Here is a 14,028-nt window from a genome sequence, read left to right as displayed (position 1 = left end):
CTGAGCCTCAGCCGCGGGCGGCCTCCACCAGCTCCGCCGTCGTCACCACCTCGGCGAACCCGCCGCCCTGGATGTTCACCGCCGTGGCGCGAGCCAGCTCCGGCGCGGTCAACCGCAGCCCTGCCGGCCCCGCCAGGTCGAAGGTGTGGGTGGCGTCCAGCGCGAACAGCACCTCGTAGCCGAGGTTGCCGCCCATGCGGGCCGTGGTCTCGACGCACATGTTGGTCTGGATGCCGGCGACGACGAACTGCCGCACGCCCTGGGCCTCGAACCAGGCGCGCAGGTCCGGCGTCCCGTAGAAGGCCGAGTTCACCGACTTGGTGACGAACAGCTCCCCGCCGTCGCCCTTGCCCCTGCGGTCCTGCACGAAGTCCTTGAGGTCGTTGCCCGACTGGCCGAGGCGCAGGGGCGACCCGGGCTTGTCGGAGTCGTGGCGCACGAACACCACGGGCCGCCCGGTCGCCTGCCAGGCGTCGATCAGCGCGGCGATGTTGTCCTCCGCCTCCGGGTTGTCCCGCGGGCCCCAGTACCCGGCCTCGTCGAAGCCCTTCTGTACGTCGATGACGACCAGTGCGGCGTTGCCGTGAATCTCTCGCTTGTCCATGACCATGATCCTGCCGTCCGCCGCGGCGCCCCGGAAGTGGCAGCACTGCCGGTGATCGATGGCTTTCTGCCAGTCGTCTGGCAGACTCCCACCATGCCGCCGTACCGCGTAGCCCTGCTCGCCTTCCCCGGAATCCGCTCCTTCGACGTCTCGGTCATCACCGAGGTGTGGGGAACGGACCGTACCGACCGCGGCGTCCCGCCCTTCGAGCTCCGCCGCTGCGCCGCCGACCGCGCTCCCGTCCCCATGCCGGGCGGCCTCAGCCTCGCCCCCGACCGCGCGCTGTCCTGGATGGACCGCGCCGACCTCGTCGTCGTCCCCGGCCTGGTGGACCCGGGCGAGCCCGTCCCGCCCGCCGTCCTCGAGGCCCTGCGCCGCGTCCACCGGCGCGGTGTGCCCGTCGCGGCGCTGTGCGCGGGCGCGTTCGCCCTCGCCCAGGCCGGGCTCCTCGAGGGGCACCGGGCCGTCACGCACTGGGTCTACACCGACCTGCTGCGACGCCGGTTCCCCGGCGTCACCGTCGTGCCCGACGCCCTCTTCATCGAGGCCCCGGCGGACCCGGCCGACTCGCGCGGCGCCCTGTGGACGTCTGCCGGCACCGCCGCCGGGATCGACCTGTGCCTGCACCTCGTGCGCACCCACCAGGGCGCCGGGGCAGCCGCCACCATCGCCCGCTCGATGGTCACCGCGCCGTTCCGCACCGGCACCCAGGCGCAGTTCATCGAACGCCCCGTCCCCGAGCAGGACCGGGGCGCCGACGCCCTGGCGCGGGTGCGCGAGTACGCGCTGCGCCACCTCGACGAGCCGCTCGGCGTCGCGGACCTCGCCGCCCGCGCGGGGATGTCGCCGCGCTCCTTCGCCCGCCACTTCACGGCGACCACCGGCGTCACCCCCGCCCGCTGGCTCCTGGACCAGCGGCTGGCGGCGGCCCAGAAGCTCCTGGAACGGACGGACCTCGCCATGCCCGAGATCGCCCGCCGCGCGGGCTTCGGCAGCGAGGTGACCATGCGACAGCACTTCGCCGCCCGCCTCGCCACGAGCCCCCGCGCCTACCAGGCGGCCTTCTCGGCCGGGGCGTCGCGGCCTCAGCCTTCGTAGTTGGTCAGCACACAGCCCTCGACCAGGGCCTTCTCGAGGCGGTAGCCCTGCGGGGCGGTGAAGCCGGACTCGCAGTTCAGGGCCAGGAACCGCTGCTGGTACAGGCCGTGGCGGGCGGACTTGTCGTTGGTCTCGACGGCGATGTCCGCCCCGACGAGCACCTTGCTCCGGGTGGCCTTGATCCGGCCGTTCTCCGTGAGCTCCTTGAGCTGCGCCTCCTTGGCGCGCGCCTGGAAGGCGGCCATGTCCCGGACCTTGTCGAGCCAGGTCAGCCCGTGGGCCCGCCGCTCACCACCGGTCTCGCCGCACAGTCCCCGCTCGCTGACGCCCCACGCCTGGTGGTCGCCCTCGATGGCGGGCAGGTAGTCGATGGAGCGGACGGCCACGGTCGCGGGATCCGTGGAGAACTTCGTGCAGTCGACGCTGTGGTTGTCGTGCACCAGCTTCCTCAGCTCGGCGAGGCTCCCGGCGCTGGGCAGCCCCAGGCTCGCCCGGGAATCCTGCGCTGCCGGCGATGACGCGGAGGACGCGGAGGGGGCGGGGCTGGGGGCGGCGGGGGTCGTGGGGGCCGCCTCCTTGTCACCGTCCTCGCAGGCCGTCACCGAGGTGAGAGCGGCGAGGACGGCTGCCGTCGCGAATACCTGCTTGATACGCATGCGTTGCTTTCGTCGGTGGAAGCGCCCACTGGGCGCATGGCATGTGCATGTTAATGAACGGGCGGGCCCGCCGGGGATGGCCCATGATGGCGCCATGGTCCGCATCACTCTGGTACAGGGCGACATCACCCGGCAGCACGCCGACGCCATCGTCAACGCGGCGAACTCCTCGCTCCTCGGCGGCGGGGGAGTCGACGGCGCCATCCACCGCGCCGGCGGCCCCGAGATCCTCGACGCCTGCCGTGACCTCCGCGCCTCCCACTACGGCAAGGGCCTCCCCACGGGCCGGGCGGTGGCCACGACAGCGGGACGCCTGCAGGCCCGCTGGGTCATCCACACGGTGGGCCCGGTGTGGTCGGCGGAGGAGGACCGCTCGGAGCTGCTCGCTTCGTGCTACCGGGAGTCGCTCCGGGTTGCCGATGAGCTCGGCGCACGGACTGTCGCCTTTCCGGCGATCTCCACGGGCATCTACGGCTGGCCGATGGAGGACGGTGCGCGCATCGCGATCGAGACGGTCCGGCAGACGGAAACGTCGGTGGAGGAGGTCGGCTTCGTGCTCTTCGACGGGCGGGCGTACGAGGCGTTCGCCGCGCAGATGGAGTGACGGCCACGTGGGCGCCGGCCGGCAAGTCACCAAGGAGCTCGTGGTCCTGAGGGGCCGTATTCGCCATTGTGATCGATCGATCCTCGCCGTAATGGGCTTGGCGACATACCGCCCTTTGCGGCGGGTGAACTCGCCGCGAAGGTGGAGGGCGTGTGCCGGCGGGTCCGCCGCCGGTAACGGAAACGTGTGAGAGGACGTGCCACGCATGGCCCCGATTCCGGTCAAGCCCGGCAAGTACAAGATCCACGCTCACATCATCGGACCGACCTCGCTCCTGACGGCCACCGAGTACGCCGTCAAGCACGGTGCTCCTGTCATCACCGACCGCTTCAACCCCCTGCCGATCGAGCAGGAGTGGATCATCGACTTCGCCGAGCACGAAGTCCCGGGGTCGCCCTATGTGATCCACCTGGCCTACCACCCGGCCGCGGGTCTCGTGGTCGCCGAGGACAAGCTCTATGTGAACAGCGTTCCGCGCGCCGAGTGGCAGAAGTTCACGTTCGAGCGGGTCATCGGCGGAGTCAAGATCCTGTCCGACAACGGTCTCGCCCTGCGTGCCGGGCACCGTGGTGCGCAGATCACGCTCGTGAAGCCCCAGCCCGAGTTCCAGGAGACCTGGACCCTCGAGTACCTGGGCCCGATTCCGGACCTGGAGCAGTAGGAGCAAGGCGGCGAGGGCGACCGGCGGCCCTACGGCGGCCAGTCGCCTGACGTTTCCTCGATCGACACGCCTTGGAGCCGGAGTGTGCTTTCCGTAGTCGTGGCGCCCTGGCGGCGCGCTCCCGTCGTCGTACGCAACCCGGACGTGCCGCACGACGCGGCGAGCACGATGAAGGTCGCGGTGCTGGCCGCACTCCACCGCAGCGGGATCGACCTGGACAGACGCGTCCCCGTGGTGAACCGCTTCAGCTCCGTGACCGGTTCGGCCACCTACGCCAACTCGCGTGCGCACGACAGCGATCCGGCGCCGTGGGAACTCCTCGGCGCGACCGCGTCGCTGCGCTGGCTCGCCGGGCGGATGGTCACGCACTCCTCGAACCTGGCCACCAACCTCTGCCTCGCCGAAGTCGGTCACGACGCCGTGGCGCGGGTATGGCGCCGGGCCGGCGCGTCCGGCAGCGCGAGCCCGCGCGGCATCGAGGACTATCCCGCCCGCGCGGCGGGCGTCCACAGCCAGGTCACTGCCGGGGACCTGATCCGGCTGCTGGAGTCGCTGGAGCCGGAGTTGCTGGGACAACTGGAGGGCAACGTCCACCGCGTGGACGTGGCGGCGGGGCTGCCGCCGGGAACCCGGCTGGCGAGCAAGAACGGCTGGTTCCCCGGACTGCGGCACTGCGCCGCCGTGGTCCATCCGCCGGACGCGGAGGCCTACGCGATCGCCGTCTGCTACACCGGCCCCCTCGCGAACGGGCACGACGTCGACGATCCGGCCGCCCGCCTGCTGGCGCGGATCTCGGCGCGGGTCTGGGCAGGCCGTCACACCCTCGCGGGCTGACCGGCCCGCTGGCCGACCGTGGCCATCAGGGCCTCGATACCGGTGCGGTTGAGCAGGTTGATGCGGATGTACCCGGGACGGCCGTCGAGTTCGAAGTACTTCCCGTCCATCGCCAGGAACCAGCGGTGCGGCACCCGTGGCCGGGCGAACAGGAAGAAGCCGGTCTCCACCGGCATCCGCGCGCTGAGCGCGCCGCTGTCCACCAGCACCCTGTGACGGTCACGGATGTGCCGTACCAGCGCGCCGTTGCCCTTGCCGAGCATGAGATCGGCCGCACGGTGTGCGAAGAGGCGGTCGGAAACCGCCACATCACCATGCAGATTCATATGCAACTCGGCCATCTCCTCGCGCAGCCGCTCGGGGACGAGTAGATGCGCACAGCGGTAGCCGTGGATCGACAGGTATTTGGTGGGGCACACCATGCGGAGGGTGAGATCGCCGGGCAGGTGCGTGGCCGACTCCTCGCCGCGTTCCCCGTCCCAGCGCATGTACTGGAAGGTCCCGTCGACGAAGACCAGCGAGCCCGTCTCCTGCTGCCAGGCCCCGATCGTCCTCAGCACCGTGGACGGAACCCTTCTCCCCGCGTACCAGACCGGGTCGGTCAGGACGAGCACGGTCTGCTCGTCGGGTAGGCGCAGGTCGAATTCCGGCTGGTAGGCGTGGCCGCGGGCGACGGGGACGGGTTCGATGCCCATGCGCCTGAAGAGGTAGGCGAGCTTGTAGTACACCGGCGGGACGTAGTGGACCCGCCGCTGCCCCGTCAGCAGCAGCCAGGTGGCGAACGTGCCGAGGAGGCTGCTGGAGCCGCCGCCCGGAAGCACGTTGCGCGGCGTGCAGTCGGCTCCGTCGTACTGCCGGTGCATCGCGGCGATCTTCGCGCGCAGCCGGACGTCCTCGTCCAGGCCGGAGTAGCGGGTGATGTCCGCCAGGCGCCCGGGGGAGGTGTCGGCGAGCTCGCCGAGGAATTCCTCGACGAACGGGTGCCCGCCGTTGTAGTCGGAGACGAAGACACGGGCGCCGGGCTGCTGCCGCTCGGCCTCTATCAGCTCGTGCCAGTCGAGCATCCGGAACAGTGACGGCGTCACGGGCCCCCTCATTCGCGTGCGCTGATGGTTGTCTCGCCAGACCTCAGTGTCCGGGACCGCCGGTGCTCCGGCAACAGACCCGGGGGCAAGGAGACCGGTCAATGCCGTTGCCCGGCAGGTGACGTGCAGTGGCGCATGCCGCGGGCAGGACGCTGCCGCCCCTGCGTGCATATCCGCCGGGTTCGATGTACCGCGGTGTCGCCGGGAGTGGCCGGAATGGGGCCTTTGCCCTGCCGCCCGGCGTCCGGACCCGGTCGTCCCGTCGGCGCGGGTGCCGCGGACGGCGAACGGCACCGCGGCGGCCGTCGCTTCGTGGATGTACAGGTGGGTGTGCGTACGATGTCCGAACGTGTGGGGGTTGGTGGCTGACGGGACGCGTGGGGGCGAGGGTGTTGGCAGGTGAGCTGCTTCGGGTGTTACGGGTGGAGCGCGGCTGGTCGTTGTCCCAGCTGTCCCAGCGGGTGCACTACAGCAAGAGTTACCTCAGCCGGGTGGAGAACGGCCTGCGTGTGATGTCCCTCGACCTGGCCCGCCGGTGCGACGAGGCGATGGCCACGGACGGCCGGCTGGTCCGGCTGGCGCGGGAGCTGCCGCCGGTGGAGTCCCCTCAGCCGACCGGGCGGCCCGAAGGCCGTACGCCCGCCCCGCGCGGTCCCGTTCCGGCCCAGCTGCCGGCCGTGGGCCAGATGTGGGGACGGGAGGGCGAACTGTCCTGCGCCGAAACGTTCCTGGCCCGGCAGCGCGGCCCCGCCGTGATCGCCGTGGACGGTATGGCGGGCGTGGGCAAGACGACGTTCGCCGTCTCGCTGGCCACGCGCCTTCGCGCTTCGCACGGCGACGGGGCGCTCTTCGCCGACCTGCGCGCACACGGGACCTCCCCCGGTGAGGCGCCGCCCCAGGACGTGGCCACCCATCTGCTGCACGCCCTGGACCTCGGCACGCGGGCCGACGCCATGTCCATGGGGCCGGACGAGCGGATCGCCCTGGTGCGCGGCACCCTGGCCGAGCGCCGGGTGGTCGTGGTGCTCGACGACGCGGCCCGCGCCGCCCAGGTCGCGCCCCTGCTGCCGGCAACCGGCGACAGCGTGGTGGTCGTCACCAGCAGACGGCACCTGACCGCCCTGAGCGTGCGGCACGGCGCCCTGCGCGTGCCGCTGGAGCCGCTGCCGCCGCAGGAAGCGGTGCTGCTGATGCGGCGGGCGCTCCGCTGGGGGGCGCCGGACCGGGCACCGGGCCCGGCGGCAGCCGTGGAACAGGCGGCGGCCGGGCGCGTGGACGCGACGCTGGCGGCCGTGGCCCGCCACTGCGGCTACCTCCCGCTGGCGCTGCGGATCGCGGCCGAGCACCTGGCGGAATGGGGGGAGGGCTTCGCCGCGGCGCTCGAGGGCGAGCCGGGGTACTCGGCGCCGCGCCTGGACCTGCTGGCGATCCCCGGCGAGGGCACCGGCGTGCGCTCGGTGTTCGACTGGTCCTACCGGGCGCTCCCGGCCGACCAGGCCCGCGCGTTCCGGCTGCTGGCCCTGCACCCTGGTGCCGTGGCGGGCCTGGACGCCGTGGCGGCACTGCTGGGCGAGACCACCGCGGTGACGGCCCGTCTGCTCGGTGAACTGCGCGTCGCCAGCCTGGTGATGGAGGTGCGGCCCGGCCGGTTCCGGATGCACGACCTGCTGCGCGAGTACGCGCGGGAGCGTGCCGAGGCCGAGGACGGACCCCGGGCGCTGGCTGAGTGCACCGAGCGGATGCTCGCCTGGTACCTGCACACCGTCGAGGCCGCGGCCGACCTGGTGCTGGGCTCCGGACGCCACCGGGTGCCGATCGTGGACGTCCCGCGGGGCTGTCGGCCCCGGACGTTCACCTCCCTGCGCCAGGCGCTGCGGTGGTACGACGACGAGCGGGCGAACCTGCTGGCCTGCTGCCGGCCGGCCCGCGCCGCGAACAGCCCGGTGGCCTGGCAACTCCCCTACGCGTTGTGGCCCTTCCTCTTCCTGCGCCATCACCACCTGGACCTGCTGGAAGCCGGGATGATCGCGGGCGAGGCCGCGGCGGCCGAAGCCGCTCCGCTGGCCGAGGCCTGCGCGGAGACCGCTCTGGCCAGCGCCCGCGCCGGGCTGAGGCAGCACGCCGTCGCCGACGGACACTACCGACGGGCCGCCGAGCGGTTCGCCGCCGCCGGGGATCCGGTGGGTGAGGGGACGGTCAAGCTGGCGTACGCGCTGTCCTGCATGCGCCAGCGGCGCAACGACGAGGCCGCCGGGCTGGTCGGACGCTCGCTGGACCTGTTCACCGCGCGGGGCGGCCAGTGGGGGACCGCGATGGCGCTGCTGTGTGTGGGCGAGGTGCACCTCGCCCAGGGCCGCCCGGGGCAGGCCCTCGCCCCGTTGCTCCAGGCTCAGCAACTGCACCGCGCACACGGCTCGGTGTGGCTGCAGGCATCGTCGCTGACCCTGACGGCGACCGCCCACCGCGAGCTGGGGGATCACCGGCAGGCCGTCCGGTGCTACGGGCGCGCCCTGGTCCTGCACGCGCATACCGGCATGCTCGCCGGCACCGCACAGGCGCTGCACCAGCTGGGGATCAGCCTCGGCACCCAGGGCAAGGAACGGGCGGCGCGGCGGGCCTGGCTGAGGGCGGCCGGGATCTACCGGTCGCTCGACGACCCGCGCGAACACGACGTACGGGCCTGCCTGGCCGGGTGACGGCGGCGGCGTTGCCCGGCCGTTGGCAACGACAGGCAACGCCCGGGACCGTTCCGGCGGGGTCGGCCCGCCCTACGGTGGTGGCGCTGGTGAACAGCACGCCTTCGTGTCTGCAAAGGGGATTCGTCACGTGCGCCCATCCGACTACGAGCCGTACTGCCAGGCGGATCCCGTCTTCTACGACGACCCGGGCCGGCTCGCCGACACGGAGACCCTCTACCCGCAGGCGCTCGAGCCGCTGCCCGACGGGTGGGACAGAAGCCGGGACAGCGTCTGGGTCTACCTCCACCCCGAGGGGATGACGCTGCCCGAGCAGGGCTGGAAGGTGCACGTGTCCAGCACCCCGGACGAGGCCCCCGACGTCATCGGCGCCGTCCTCGGCTTCTGCTACCGCGAAGGCGTCAGTGTCAAATTCCTGCGCAGCCGCACGGCCGTGCTGAACGCGAACTCCAAGTACGCCCCGCGCGGTTCCAGTGGCAAACTCGTGACGGTCTACCCGCGTGACGAAGCGGAACTCCAGCGGGTGCTGCACGGCCTGTCGCCCGTGCTGGCCGGGCGGCGCGGCCCGTACATTCTCAGCGATCTGCGCTGGCACGACGGTCCCCTGTATGTGCGGTACGGCGCGTTCCGCCAGATGTACTGCCTGGACGAGCAGGGGCGCACGGTGCCGGCCCTGCGCGACCCCGAGGGGCGGCTGGTGCCCGACCTGCGCCGCCCGGTCTTCTCCGTTCCTTCATGGACCGATGTGCCGGGATTCCTCGCCGAGCAGGTCACGGCCCGTTCCGTGCCCCGGCCCGAGGACTTCCCCTACCGGATCGAGCGCGCCCTGCACTTCTCCAACGGGGGCGGCGTCTACAAGGCCCGTGACAGCCGCGACGGCCGGACGGTCGTCCTGCGCGAGGCCCGCCCCATGGCCGGGCTGGACCAGGCCGGCACCGACGCCGTCGAGCGCCTGCACCGCGAACGCGACATGCTCCTGCGCCTGGACGGCCTGGACTTCGTCCCCCGCCTCCACGAGCACGTCACTCTCTGGGAACACGAGTACCTCGTCGAGGAGTTCATCGAGGGCGAGAAGCTGGAACGCCACCTGTTCGCCGGCCGTCACCCGCTGCTGGGCGGGGAGCCGGACGCCGCCGCGCTCGCCGAGTACGCGGCACAGGCACTGGACTTCACCGACCAGCTGGACCGGATGATCAACACCCTGCACGAGCAGGGCGTGGCCTTCGGCGACCTGCACCCCGGCAACGTCATCGTCCGACCGGACGGCCGCCTCGCCCTGGTCGACTTCGAACTGTCCTTCGACCTCGCCACCGGCACCCCGCCGGCGATGGGCGCACCCGGCTTCGTCTCACCCGCCGCCCGTACCGGAACGTCCGTCGACCGGTACGCGCTGGCCTGCATGCGCCTCTTCCTCTTCATCCCGCTCTCGTTCCTCGTCGAGCTGGACTCCGCCAAGGCCGAGCACCTGGCGCAGGCGGCGCAGGAACTGTTCCGCCTGCCGGACGGCTTCGCCTCCGACACGGTGCGGGCACTGCACGAAGCGAGCGGCGGCCGGATACCCGTCGGCCGTACGGCGGGCACCGGCAGGAAGGGACGCGCGCTGTTCGTACCCGACGGCGCGTCCCCGGACGACTGGCACCGGGTAATGGACGAACTGGCCGAAGGCATCCTCGCCACCGCCACCCCGGAACGCGAGGACCGCCTCTACCCCGGCGACCCCGAGCAGTTCGCCGCCCAGGGTGGCGTCAACCTGCTGCACGGAGCGTCCGGTGTGCTCTACGCGCTGGCCGAGACCGGCTATCCGGTGCCGGACGAGCACGTCGAGTGGCTGCTGTGGGCCTGCGGCACGGCATCGCACGTGCGGCCCGGACTCTACGACGGCCTGCACGGCGTCGCCTTCACCCTCGACCGGCTCGGGCTGCCCGACCTGGCAGGCGAGGTCCTGGAGCGCGCCCGGAAGGTGACCGGGCAGCGTCGCGAACTGGGCGTCCTGGGGCACGACCTGGCCGGCGGACTGGCCGGCATCGGGCTCGGCCTGCTCCACTTCGCGGACCGGCACGGCGACGGCGCGCTGGCCGACGAGGCCGTGGCCGCCGGGCGGGCGCTCGCACGGGAAGCGGCGACGTACGACGGCACGCGACCCGGACCGCGGCGGTCCGGGCTGCTGCACGGCGGGAGCGGCCGGGCCCTCTTCCTCACCAGGCTCCACGAGCACACGGGCGAGGACCACTGGCTGGACCTGGCGTCCGCCGCACTGTCGCGCGATCTGCGGGGCGGCCGGGTGGACGGCAAGGGCATGCTGCTCGTCGAGGACGGCCGGGCCACCACCTACCTCGGCAACGGCTCGGCCGGTGCCGCCGTCGCCGCCCGCGCGCTGCTCCGGCACCGGCCGGACGACCCCCGCCTCACCGAGGCGCTGCCGCTGCTGGACCGGGCCTGCGCGGCCCAGTTCCTCCTCATGCCCGGCCTGTTCCACGGCAGGGCGGGCCTCGTCTGGGCGCTGGCGCAGGCCGCGACGGCGGAGACCCCCGGCAGCGGCGGCACGTGGGCCGGTGAACAGCTCGATGGGCAGCTGACGCGGCTGGCCTGGCACCTGGTGCGCCACCAGGACCGGGTGGCCTTCCCCGGCCACCAGCTCTACCGGCTCTCGACGGACCTCGCCACCGGCTCGGCCGGCATCCTGCTCGCGCTGCACGCGGCGCTGACCCGGAAGGGCACGCCCCTTCCCCTCCTGGACCACCGCGGCGCAGTGCCCACCGCGGTGAGCAAGAAACAGCGGTGACACCACCGCTGACCGATACCGTCCCGCTTCCACGGAAAGAGGTGCGTCATGGCCTTCGTTCTCGACCTTCAGGGCCTGCAGGAGGAGTCCGAGTCCCTCCACGAGTCGCTCTGGTGCAGCCACTGGACCACGCGCACGTGTATGTGACGACCGGCCGGTGAGGGTGCGGGAGCCGTCCCGGACAGGGACGGCTCCCGCACCCCTTCGGCGTTCCCGGTGCTCAGCCGGAGACGAACGCGTCGGGCGCCCGGTAGACGTCGATCGAGTGGGACGTGTCGTCGTAGACCAGGCCGTAGTGGTCATTGACCATGGCGGGGGAGACGAGACCGAGGTCCGTGCGGAGGTCCCTGCCCGTGCGGGCGTCGAGCGTCATGGCCTGGTCGGCCTGTGCGTAGACCGCACCGTGCCATGCCGAGGTGATCCGGGGGGCGACACGGTTCGCCGATTCGTCGGGCAGGCGCCACAGGACCCGTGCGGTGCGTACGTCCACGGCCCAGACGGCCGGGTGGGCCGATTCGTCGGTCCCGGCGCAGATCGTCGTGGTCCAGCCGTCGTAGTGGCACTTCTCCAGCTGCGTGTCGCCCGAGTCCAGACGCGTCGCGCCGGTCGTGGGGTCGATCAGCAGGGGTTCGTCCGCGGCGGTTCCGTCGATCCAGGTCAGGCCGGGGCCCGGGTCCGCGGCCTCGGACTCGCCGAATGGAAGGTCGCGCTTCCACAACTGGATGTTGTCGGCGACGGACTTGCCGGCGAAGCTGTCGTCGCTGCGGATACCGACCGCGACCGACTGTTCCAGGTCCACTCCCTTGAAGTCGGCCTCGGTCCAGATGATCCGGCCCGTCCGGGTGTCGAGCAGGACGGACGAGGGCGGCGTCTCCTCGTAGCCCTGCTCGTAGGAGGCGACGAGCACATGCCGGGGGTCGGCGCCGACCACATGGGGGGCGGCCGCGGGGTTCGCGAATTCGCCGCCGATCTCGCGCGTCCACAGGGTCCTGCCGGTGCCGGCGTCCAGGGCGACGACGGTGACGCCGTGCCGGTCGGCATACGTCCCCGTGCCCTCTTCCGTGACGGCGAAGGCCCCGATCACCGCGTTGCCGGCGAGACGCGGCGGCGCCTGCGCGACGGTGCCACCGGCCGGGGCGGCCGTGTGCCAGGCGACCTCACCGGAGTCCAGCCGGAAGGCCGTCACCCCGACGTCCTTCCGGTCGTAGGCGAAGGCGAGATGCGCACCCAGCGCCACCACGTCGGCGGGACCGATATCACCGAGAGGGGAGGGCCACGCCCCCTGGAAGCTGGTCGTGGGCGAATCCGGGAAGGACTCGGGCGGCACGTTCGCCCCGGTTGCCCGGCCGCCCTCGGACGAGGCCCCACCGCCGCACGCGGCCACGGCACACAGGACACCGACGACGGCCGAGGCCATGCGAAGCCGGCGCCGTACGGCACGGCGCCGGTCCGCGGAATCCATGGAGTTCATGGGCACCAGAGGGTGGCAGAAGAGGGGACCACGGGGCCGGTGGCGTTCACCCGTCAGGGGGAACGCCACCGTGGCTCACCGGTCGGTGGACCAGGGGGTGGCACCCTCTCGAACATGACCGACAACACCAAGAACGCCCAGCTCGCGCCCGTCCAGGAGTTCCAGCGCATGGACGCGGACGGTGACGGATCCGTCGACCTGACCGACTTCCTCCGGGCACCGCACCGGCTCATGACCGAGCTCGGCGTCCCGGAGGAGTCGGACAAGGGACGGGCTCTCATCGAGGCCAACAAGACCCAGTGGACCTTCCTGCTGTCCCTCGGCGACGCCGACGGCGACCAGGTCCTCACGGCCGACGAGTACGTGGCAGCCCGTACGTCCCCCGGCTTCCGTTCGAAGGACCGCCCCGGCAAGGGAGACGTGTGCCGGACCCTGTTCGATCTTCTCGACCGGGACGACGACGGCTCTCTCGACCGGGGCGAATTCCTGCGGGCCGCCGACTACCTGACCATGTCGGTCACCGAGGCCGGGACGTACTTCGACGAACTCGACACCGACAGCAACGGCCGCATCAGCCCGAAGGAGTTCCTGAAGGCGGTCAAGCGCTTCTACACCAGCTGACCCCTCGGGCGGAGCCGGATCCGGGACGGGCCGGTCAGGCCGAGCGGCGTCGGCGGCGGAGGTGGAGGAGCGCGGCAGCCGACGCCGCCAGGACGGCCGCGCCGGAGGCGGCGGAGGCCGCGGGGAGCCAGGGGCGGGAGCCGGCGGTCGCCGGTTCGTCCGCCGGGAGGGCCGGGGCCGCGTAGCCGCCGGCAAGACCCTTGCGGTCGTAGGCCGAGCCGGGGAGCTTGTCCCCGTAGCGCTTGGTCACGAGCTGCTGGTACGCGGCCAGGGTGACGCGCGGCTTGCCCTGGAGAGCGGTGCCCGCCTCCTTGTTGAGCGGCTCGACGGAGCCGTCGGCGGTGAGCCGGTACCAGGCGTGGATCTGGGGTTCCATGAAGGTCCGCGCCTGGCCGGTGCCGCGTTCGGCGGCGCTGATGTCCGCGTCGCCGTCGCGGATCCCGGCCAGCTGCCAGTCCGTCCGGCCGCCCTGCCCGGGGGCGAGCAGGACGGCGGCCTGGTGGCCGTTGGCCGCCGAGACCCGGGAGGCGAGGTAGGACAGCCGCAGTGCCGACCCGGCGGTCGGCTTGGTTCTGCCGGTGACGAACTCGGGCGCGAGCTCGTAGAGCGGGACCGGCTTCTTGAGGTCGAAGCCGGGTGCGCTCGCGGGGGGCTTCACGAGGCCGCGCGGCGCCCCGGCCGTGCCGCCGTCCGCGGCGCCGGCCGGGGTGCGCTGTTCGGCGGCCGTCAGGAAGCGGGAGACGGTGTCGTGGACCTTGCCGGAGCGCAGTACCTGCTGAGCGGCGGCGTAGTCGGTCGGGGCGGGGGCGGTGGGTCCGTCGGCGGCCTGTGCGGGAACGGCCGCGCACAGGACGGCGGCGGCAGCGGCGGCGAGCAGGGTCGCGGCTCGTCGGGGCGTACGGTGCATGGTGGGTCG

Annotated in this window: 12 protein-coding genes; 7 read left to right on the top strand and 5 right to left on the bottom strand. The window is 72.6% G+C overall.

Translation table 11 applies throughout. The annotated features are described in order from the left end of the window. Positions 1–7 precede the first annotated feature (7 nt). A complete protein-coding gene (locus ACIG36_RS12940; RefSeq protein ID WP_399926082.1) occupies positions 8–604 on the bottom strand; it encodes a cysteine hydrolase family protein in 597 nt (198 codons plus the stop codon). A 93-nt stretch (positions 605–697) separates the two neighbouring features. Between ACIG36_RS12940 and ACIG36_RS12935 the strand changes: the two genes are divergently transcribed. Further along, the gene (locus ACIG36_RS12935) at positions 698–1,702 is read left to right on the top strand and encodes a GlxA family transcriptional regulator (RefSeq protein WP_399926080.1); all 1,005 of its coding nucleotides are present in this window, start codon (positions 698–700) and stop codon (positions 1,700–1,702) included. Here ACIG36_RS12935 and ACIG36_RS12930 read toward each other — a convergent pair. Further along, complete coding sequence (locus ACIG36_RS12930; protein WP_399926078.1) at positions 1,690–2,358, bottom strand: hypothetical protein; 669 nt, start codon at positions 2,356–2,358, stop codon at positions 1,690–1,692. The two genes, ACIG36_RS12935 and ACIG36_RS12930, sit on opposite strands and share 13 nt — an antisense overlap. 94 nt (positions 2,359–2,452) lie before the next feature. Between ACIG36_RS12930 and ACIG36_RS12925 the strand changes: the two genes are divergently transcribed. The 3 genes from ACIG36_RS12925 (at position 2,453) to ACIG36_RS12915 (ending at position 4,457) form a co-directional block, all read left to right on the top strand. Next, entirely contained in the window at positions 2,453–2,962 is a 510-nt protein-coding gene (locus ACIG36_RS12925) for an O-acetyl-ADP-ribose deacetylase (protein WP_399926076.1), read from the top strand. A gap of 205 nt (positions 2,963–3,167) precedes the next feature. Next, a complete protein-coding gene (locus ACIG36_RS12920) occupies positions 3,168–3,623 on the top strand; it encodes a hypothetical protein (protein ID WP_399926074.1) in 456 nt (151 codons plus the stop codon). A gap of 84 nt (positions 3,624–3,707) precedes the next feature. Next, positions 3,708–4,457: a serine hydrolase gene (locus ACIG36_RS12915; protein ID WP_399926072.1), complete on the top strand. Its 750-nt coding sequence runs from the start codon at positions 3,708–3,710 to the stop codon at positions 4,455–4,457. On the opposite strand, the gene ACIG36_RS12910 is transcribed toward ACIG36_RS12915, so the two are convergent. After that, positions 4,439–5,542: an aminotransferase class I/II-fold pyridoxal phosphate-dependent enzyme gene (locus tag ACIG36_RS12910; protein ID WP_399926070.1), complete on the bottom strand. Its 1,104-nt coding sequence runs from the start codon at positions 5,540–5,542 to the stop codon at positions 4,439–4,441. The two genes, ACIG36_RS12915 and ACIG36_RS12910, sit on opposite strands and share 19 nt — an antisense overlap. 392 nt (positions 5,543–5,934) lie before the next feature. On the opposite strand from ACIG36_RS12910, the gene ACIG36_RS12905 reads away from it, so the two are divergent. Together ACIG36_RS12905 and lanKC are read left to right on the top strand one after the other, a co-directional pair. Further along, positions 5,935–8,238: an ATP-binding protein gene (locus ACIG36_RS12905; protein WP_399926068.1), complete on the top strand. Its 2,304-nt coding sequence runs from the start codon at positions 5,935–5,937 to the stop codon at positions 8,236–8,238. Positions 8,239–8,368: 130 nt separating this feature from the next. Next, positions 8,369–11,020, top strand: coding sequence for a class III lanthionine synthetase LanKC (lanKC, locus tag ACIG36_RS12900; protein ID WP_399926066.1), 2,652 nt, complete (start codon positions 8,369–8,371; stop codon positions 11,018–11,020). 220 nt (positions 11,021–11,240) lie between these two features. Here the strand turns inward: lanKC and ACIG36_RS12895 are convergent, their stop codons facing one another. Next, positions 11,241–12,491, bottom strand: a complete 1,251-nt coding sequence (locus ACIG36_RS12895; RefSeq protein WP_399926064.1) for a PQQ-binding-like beta-propeller repeat protein — start codon at positions 12,489–12,491, stop codon at positions 11,241–11,243. A 114-nt stretch (positions 12,492–12,605) separates the two neighbouring features. Between ACIG36_RS12895 and ACIG36_RS12890 the strand changes: the two genes are divergently transcribed. Then, positions 12,606–13,112: an EF-hand domain-containing protein gene (locus ACIG36_RS12890; protein WP_399926062.1), complete on the top strand. Its 507-nt coding sequence runs from the start codon at positions 12,606–12,608 to the stop codon at positions 13,110–13,112. A 34-nt stretch (positions 13,113–13,146) separates the two neighbouring features. Here ACIG36_RS12890 and ACIG36_RS12885 read toward each other — a convergent pair whose 3' ends face one another. After that, on the bottom strand, positions 13,147–14,019 hold the full coding sequence (locus ACIG36_RS12885) for a hypothetical protein (protein ID WP_399926060.1): 873 nt from the start codon (positions 14,017–14,019) through the stop codon (positions 13,147–13,149). Positions 14,020–14,028 lie beyond the last annotated feature (9 nt).

Source organism: Streptomyces sp. NPDC053048 (assembly GCF_044547045.1).
GTDB lineage: Bacteria > Actinomycetota > Actinomycetes > Streptomycetales > Streptomycetaceae > Streptomyces.
The sequence above is the reverse complement of the archived record's forward strand: the minus strand, read 5'-3'. Positions and strand labels throughout refer to the sequence as shown.

Coding starts and splice junctions, on each gene's coding strand:
- ACIG36_RS12935 (WP_399926080.1), top strand. CDS start 698: ATGCCGCCGTACCGCGTAGCCCTGCTCGCCTTCCCCGGAATCCGCTCC.
- ACIG36_RS12895 (WP_399926064.1), bottom strand. CDS start 12,491: ATGAACTCCATGGATTCCGCGGACCGGCGCCGTGCCGTACGGCGCCGG.
- ACIG36_RS12920 (WP_399926074.1), top strand. CDS start 3,168: ATGGCCCCGATTCCGGTCAAGCCCGGCAAGTACAAGATCCACGCTCAC.
- ACIG36_RS12925 (WP_399926076.1), top strand. CDS start 2,453: ATGGTCCGCATCACTCTGGTACAGGGCGACATCACCCGGCAGCACGCC.
- ACIG36_RS12930 (WP_399926078.1), bottom strand. CDS start 2,358: ATGCGTATCAAGCAGGTATTCGCGACGGCAGCCGTCCTCGCCGCTCTC.
- ACIG36_RS12885 (WP_399926060.1), bottom strand. CDS start 14,019: ATGCACCGTACGCCCCGACGAGCCGCGACCCTGCTCGCCGCCGCTGCC.
- ACIG36_RS12890 (WP_399926062.1), top strand. CDS start 12,606: ATGACCGACAACACCAAGAACGCCCAGCTCGCGCCCGTCCAGGAGTTC.
- ACIG36_RS12940 (WP_399926082.1), bottom strand. CDS start 604: ATGGACAAGCGAGAGATTCACGGCAACGCCGCACTGGTCGTCATCGAC.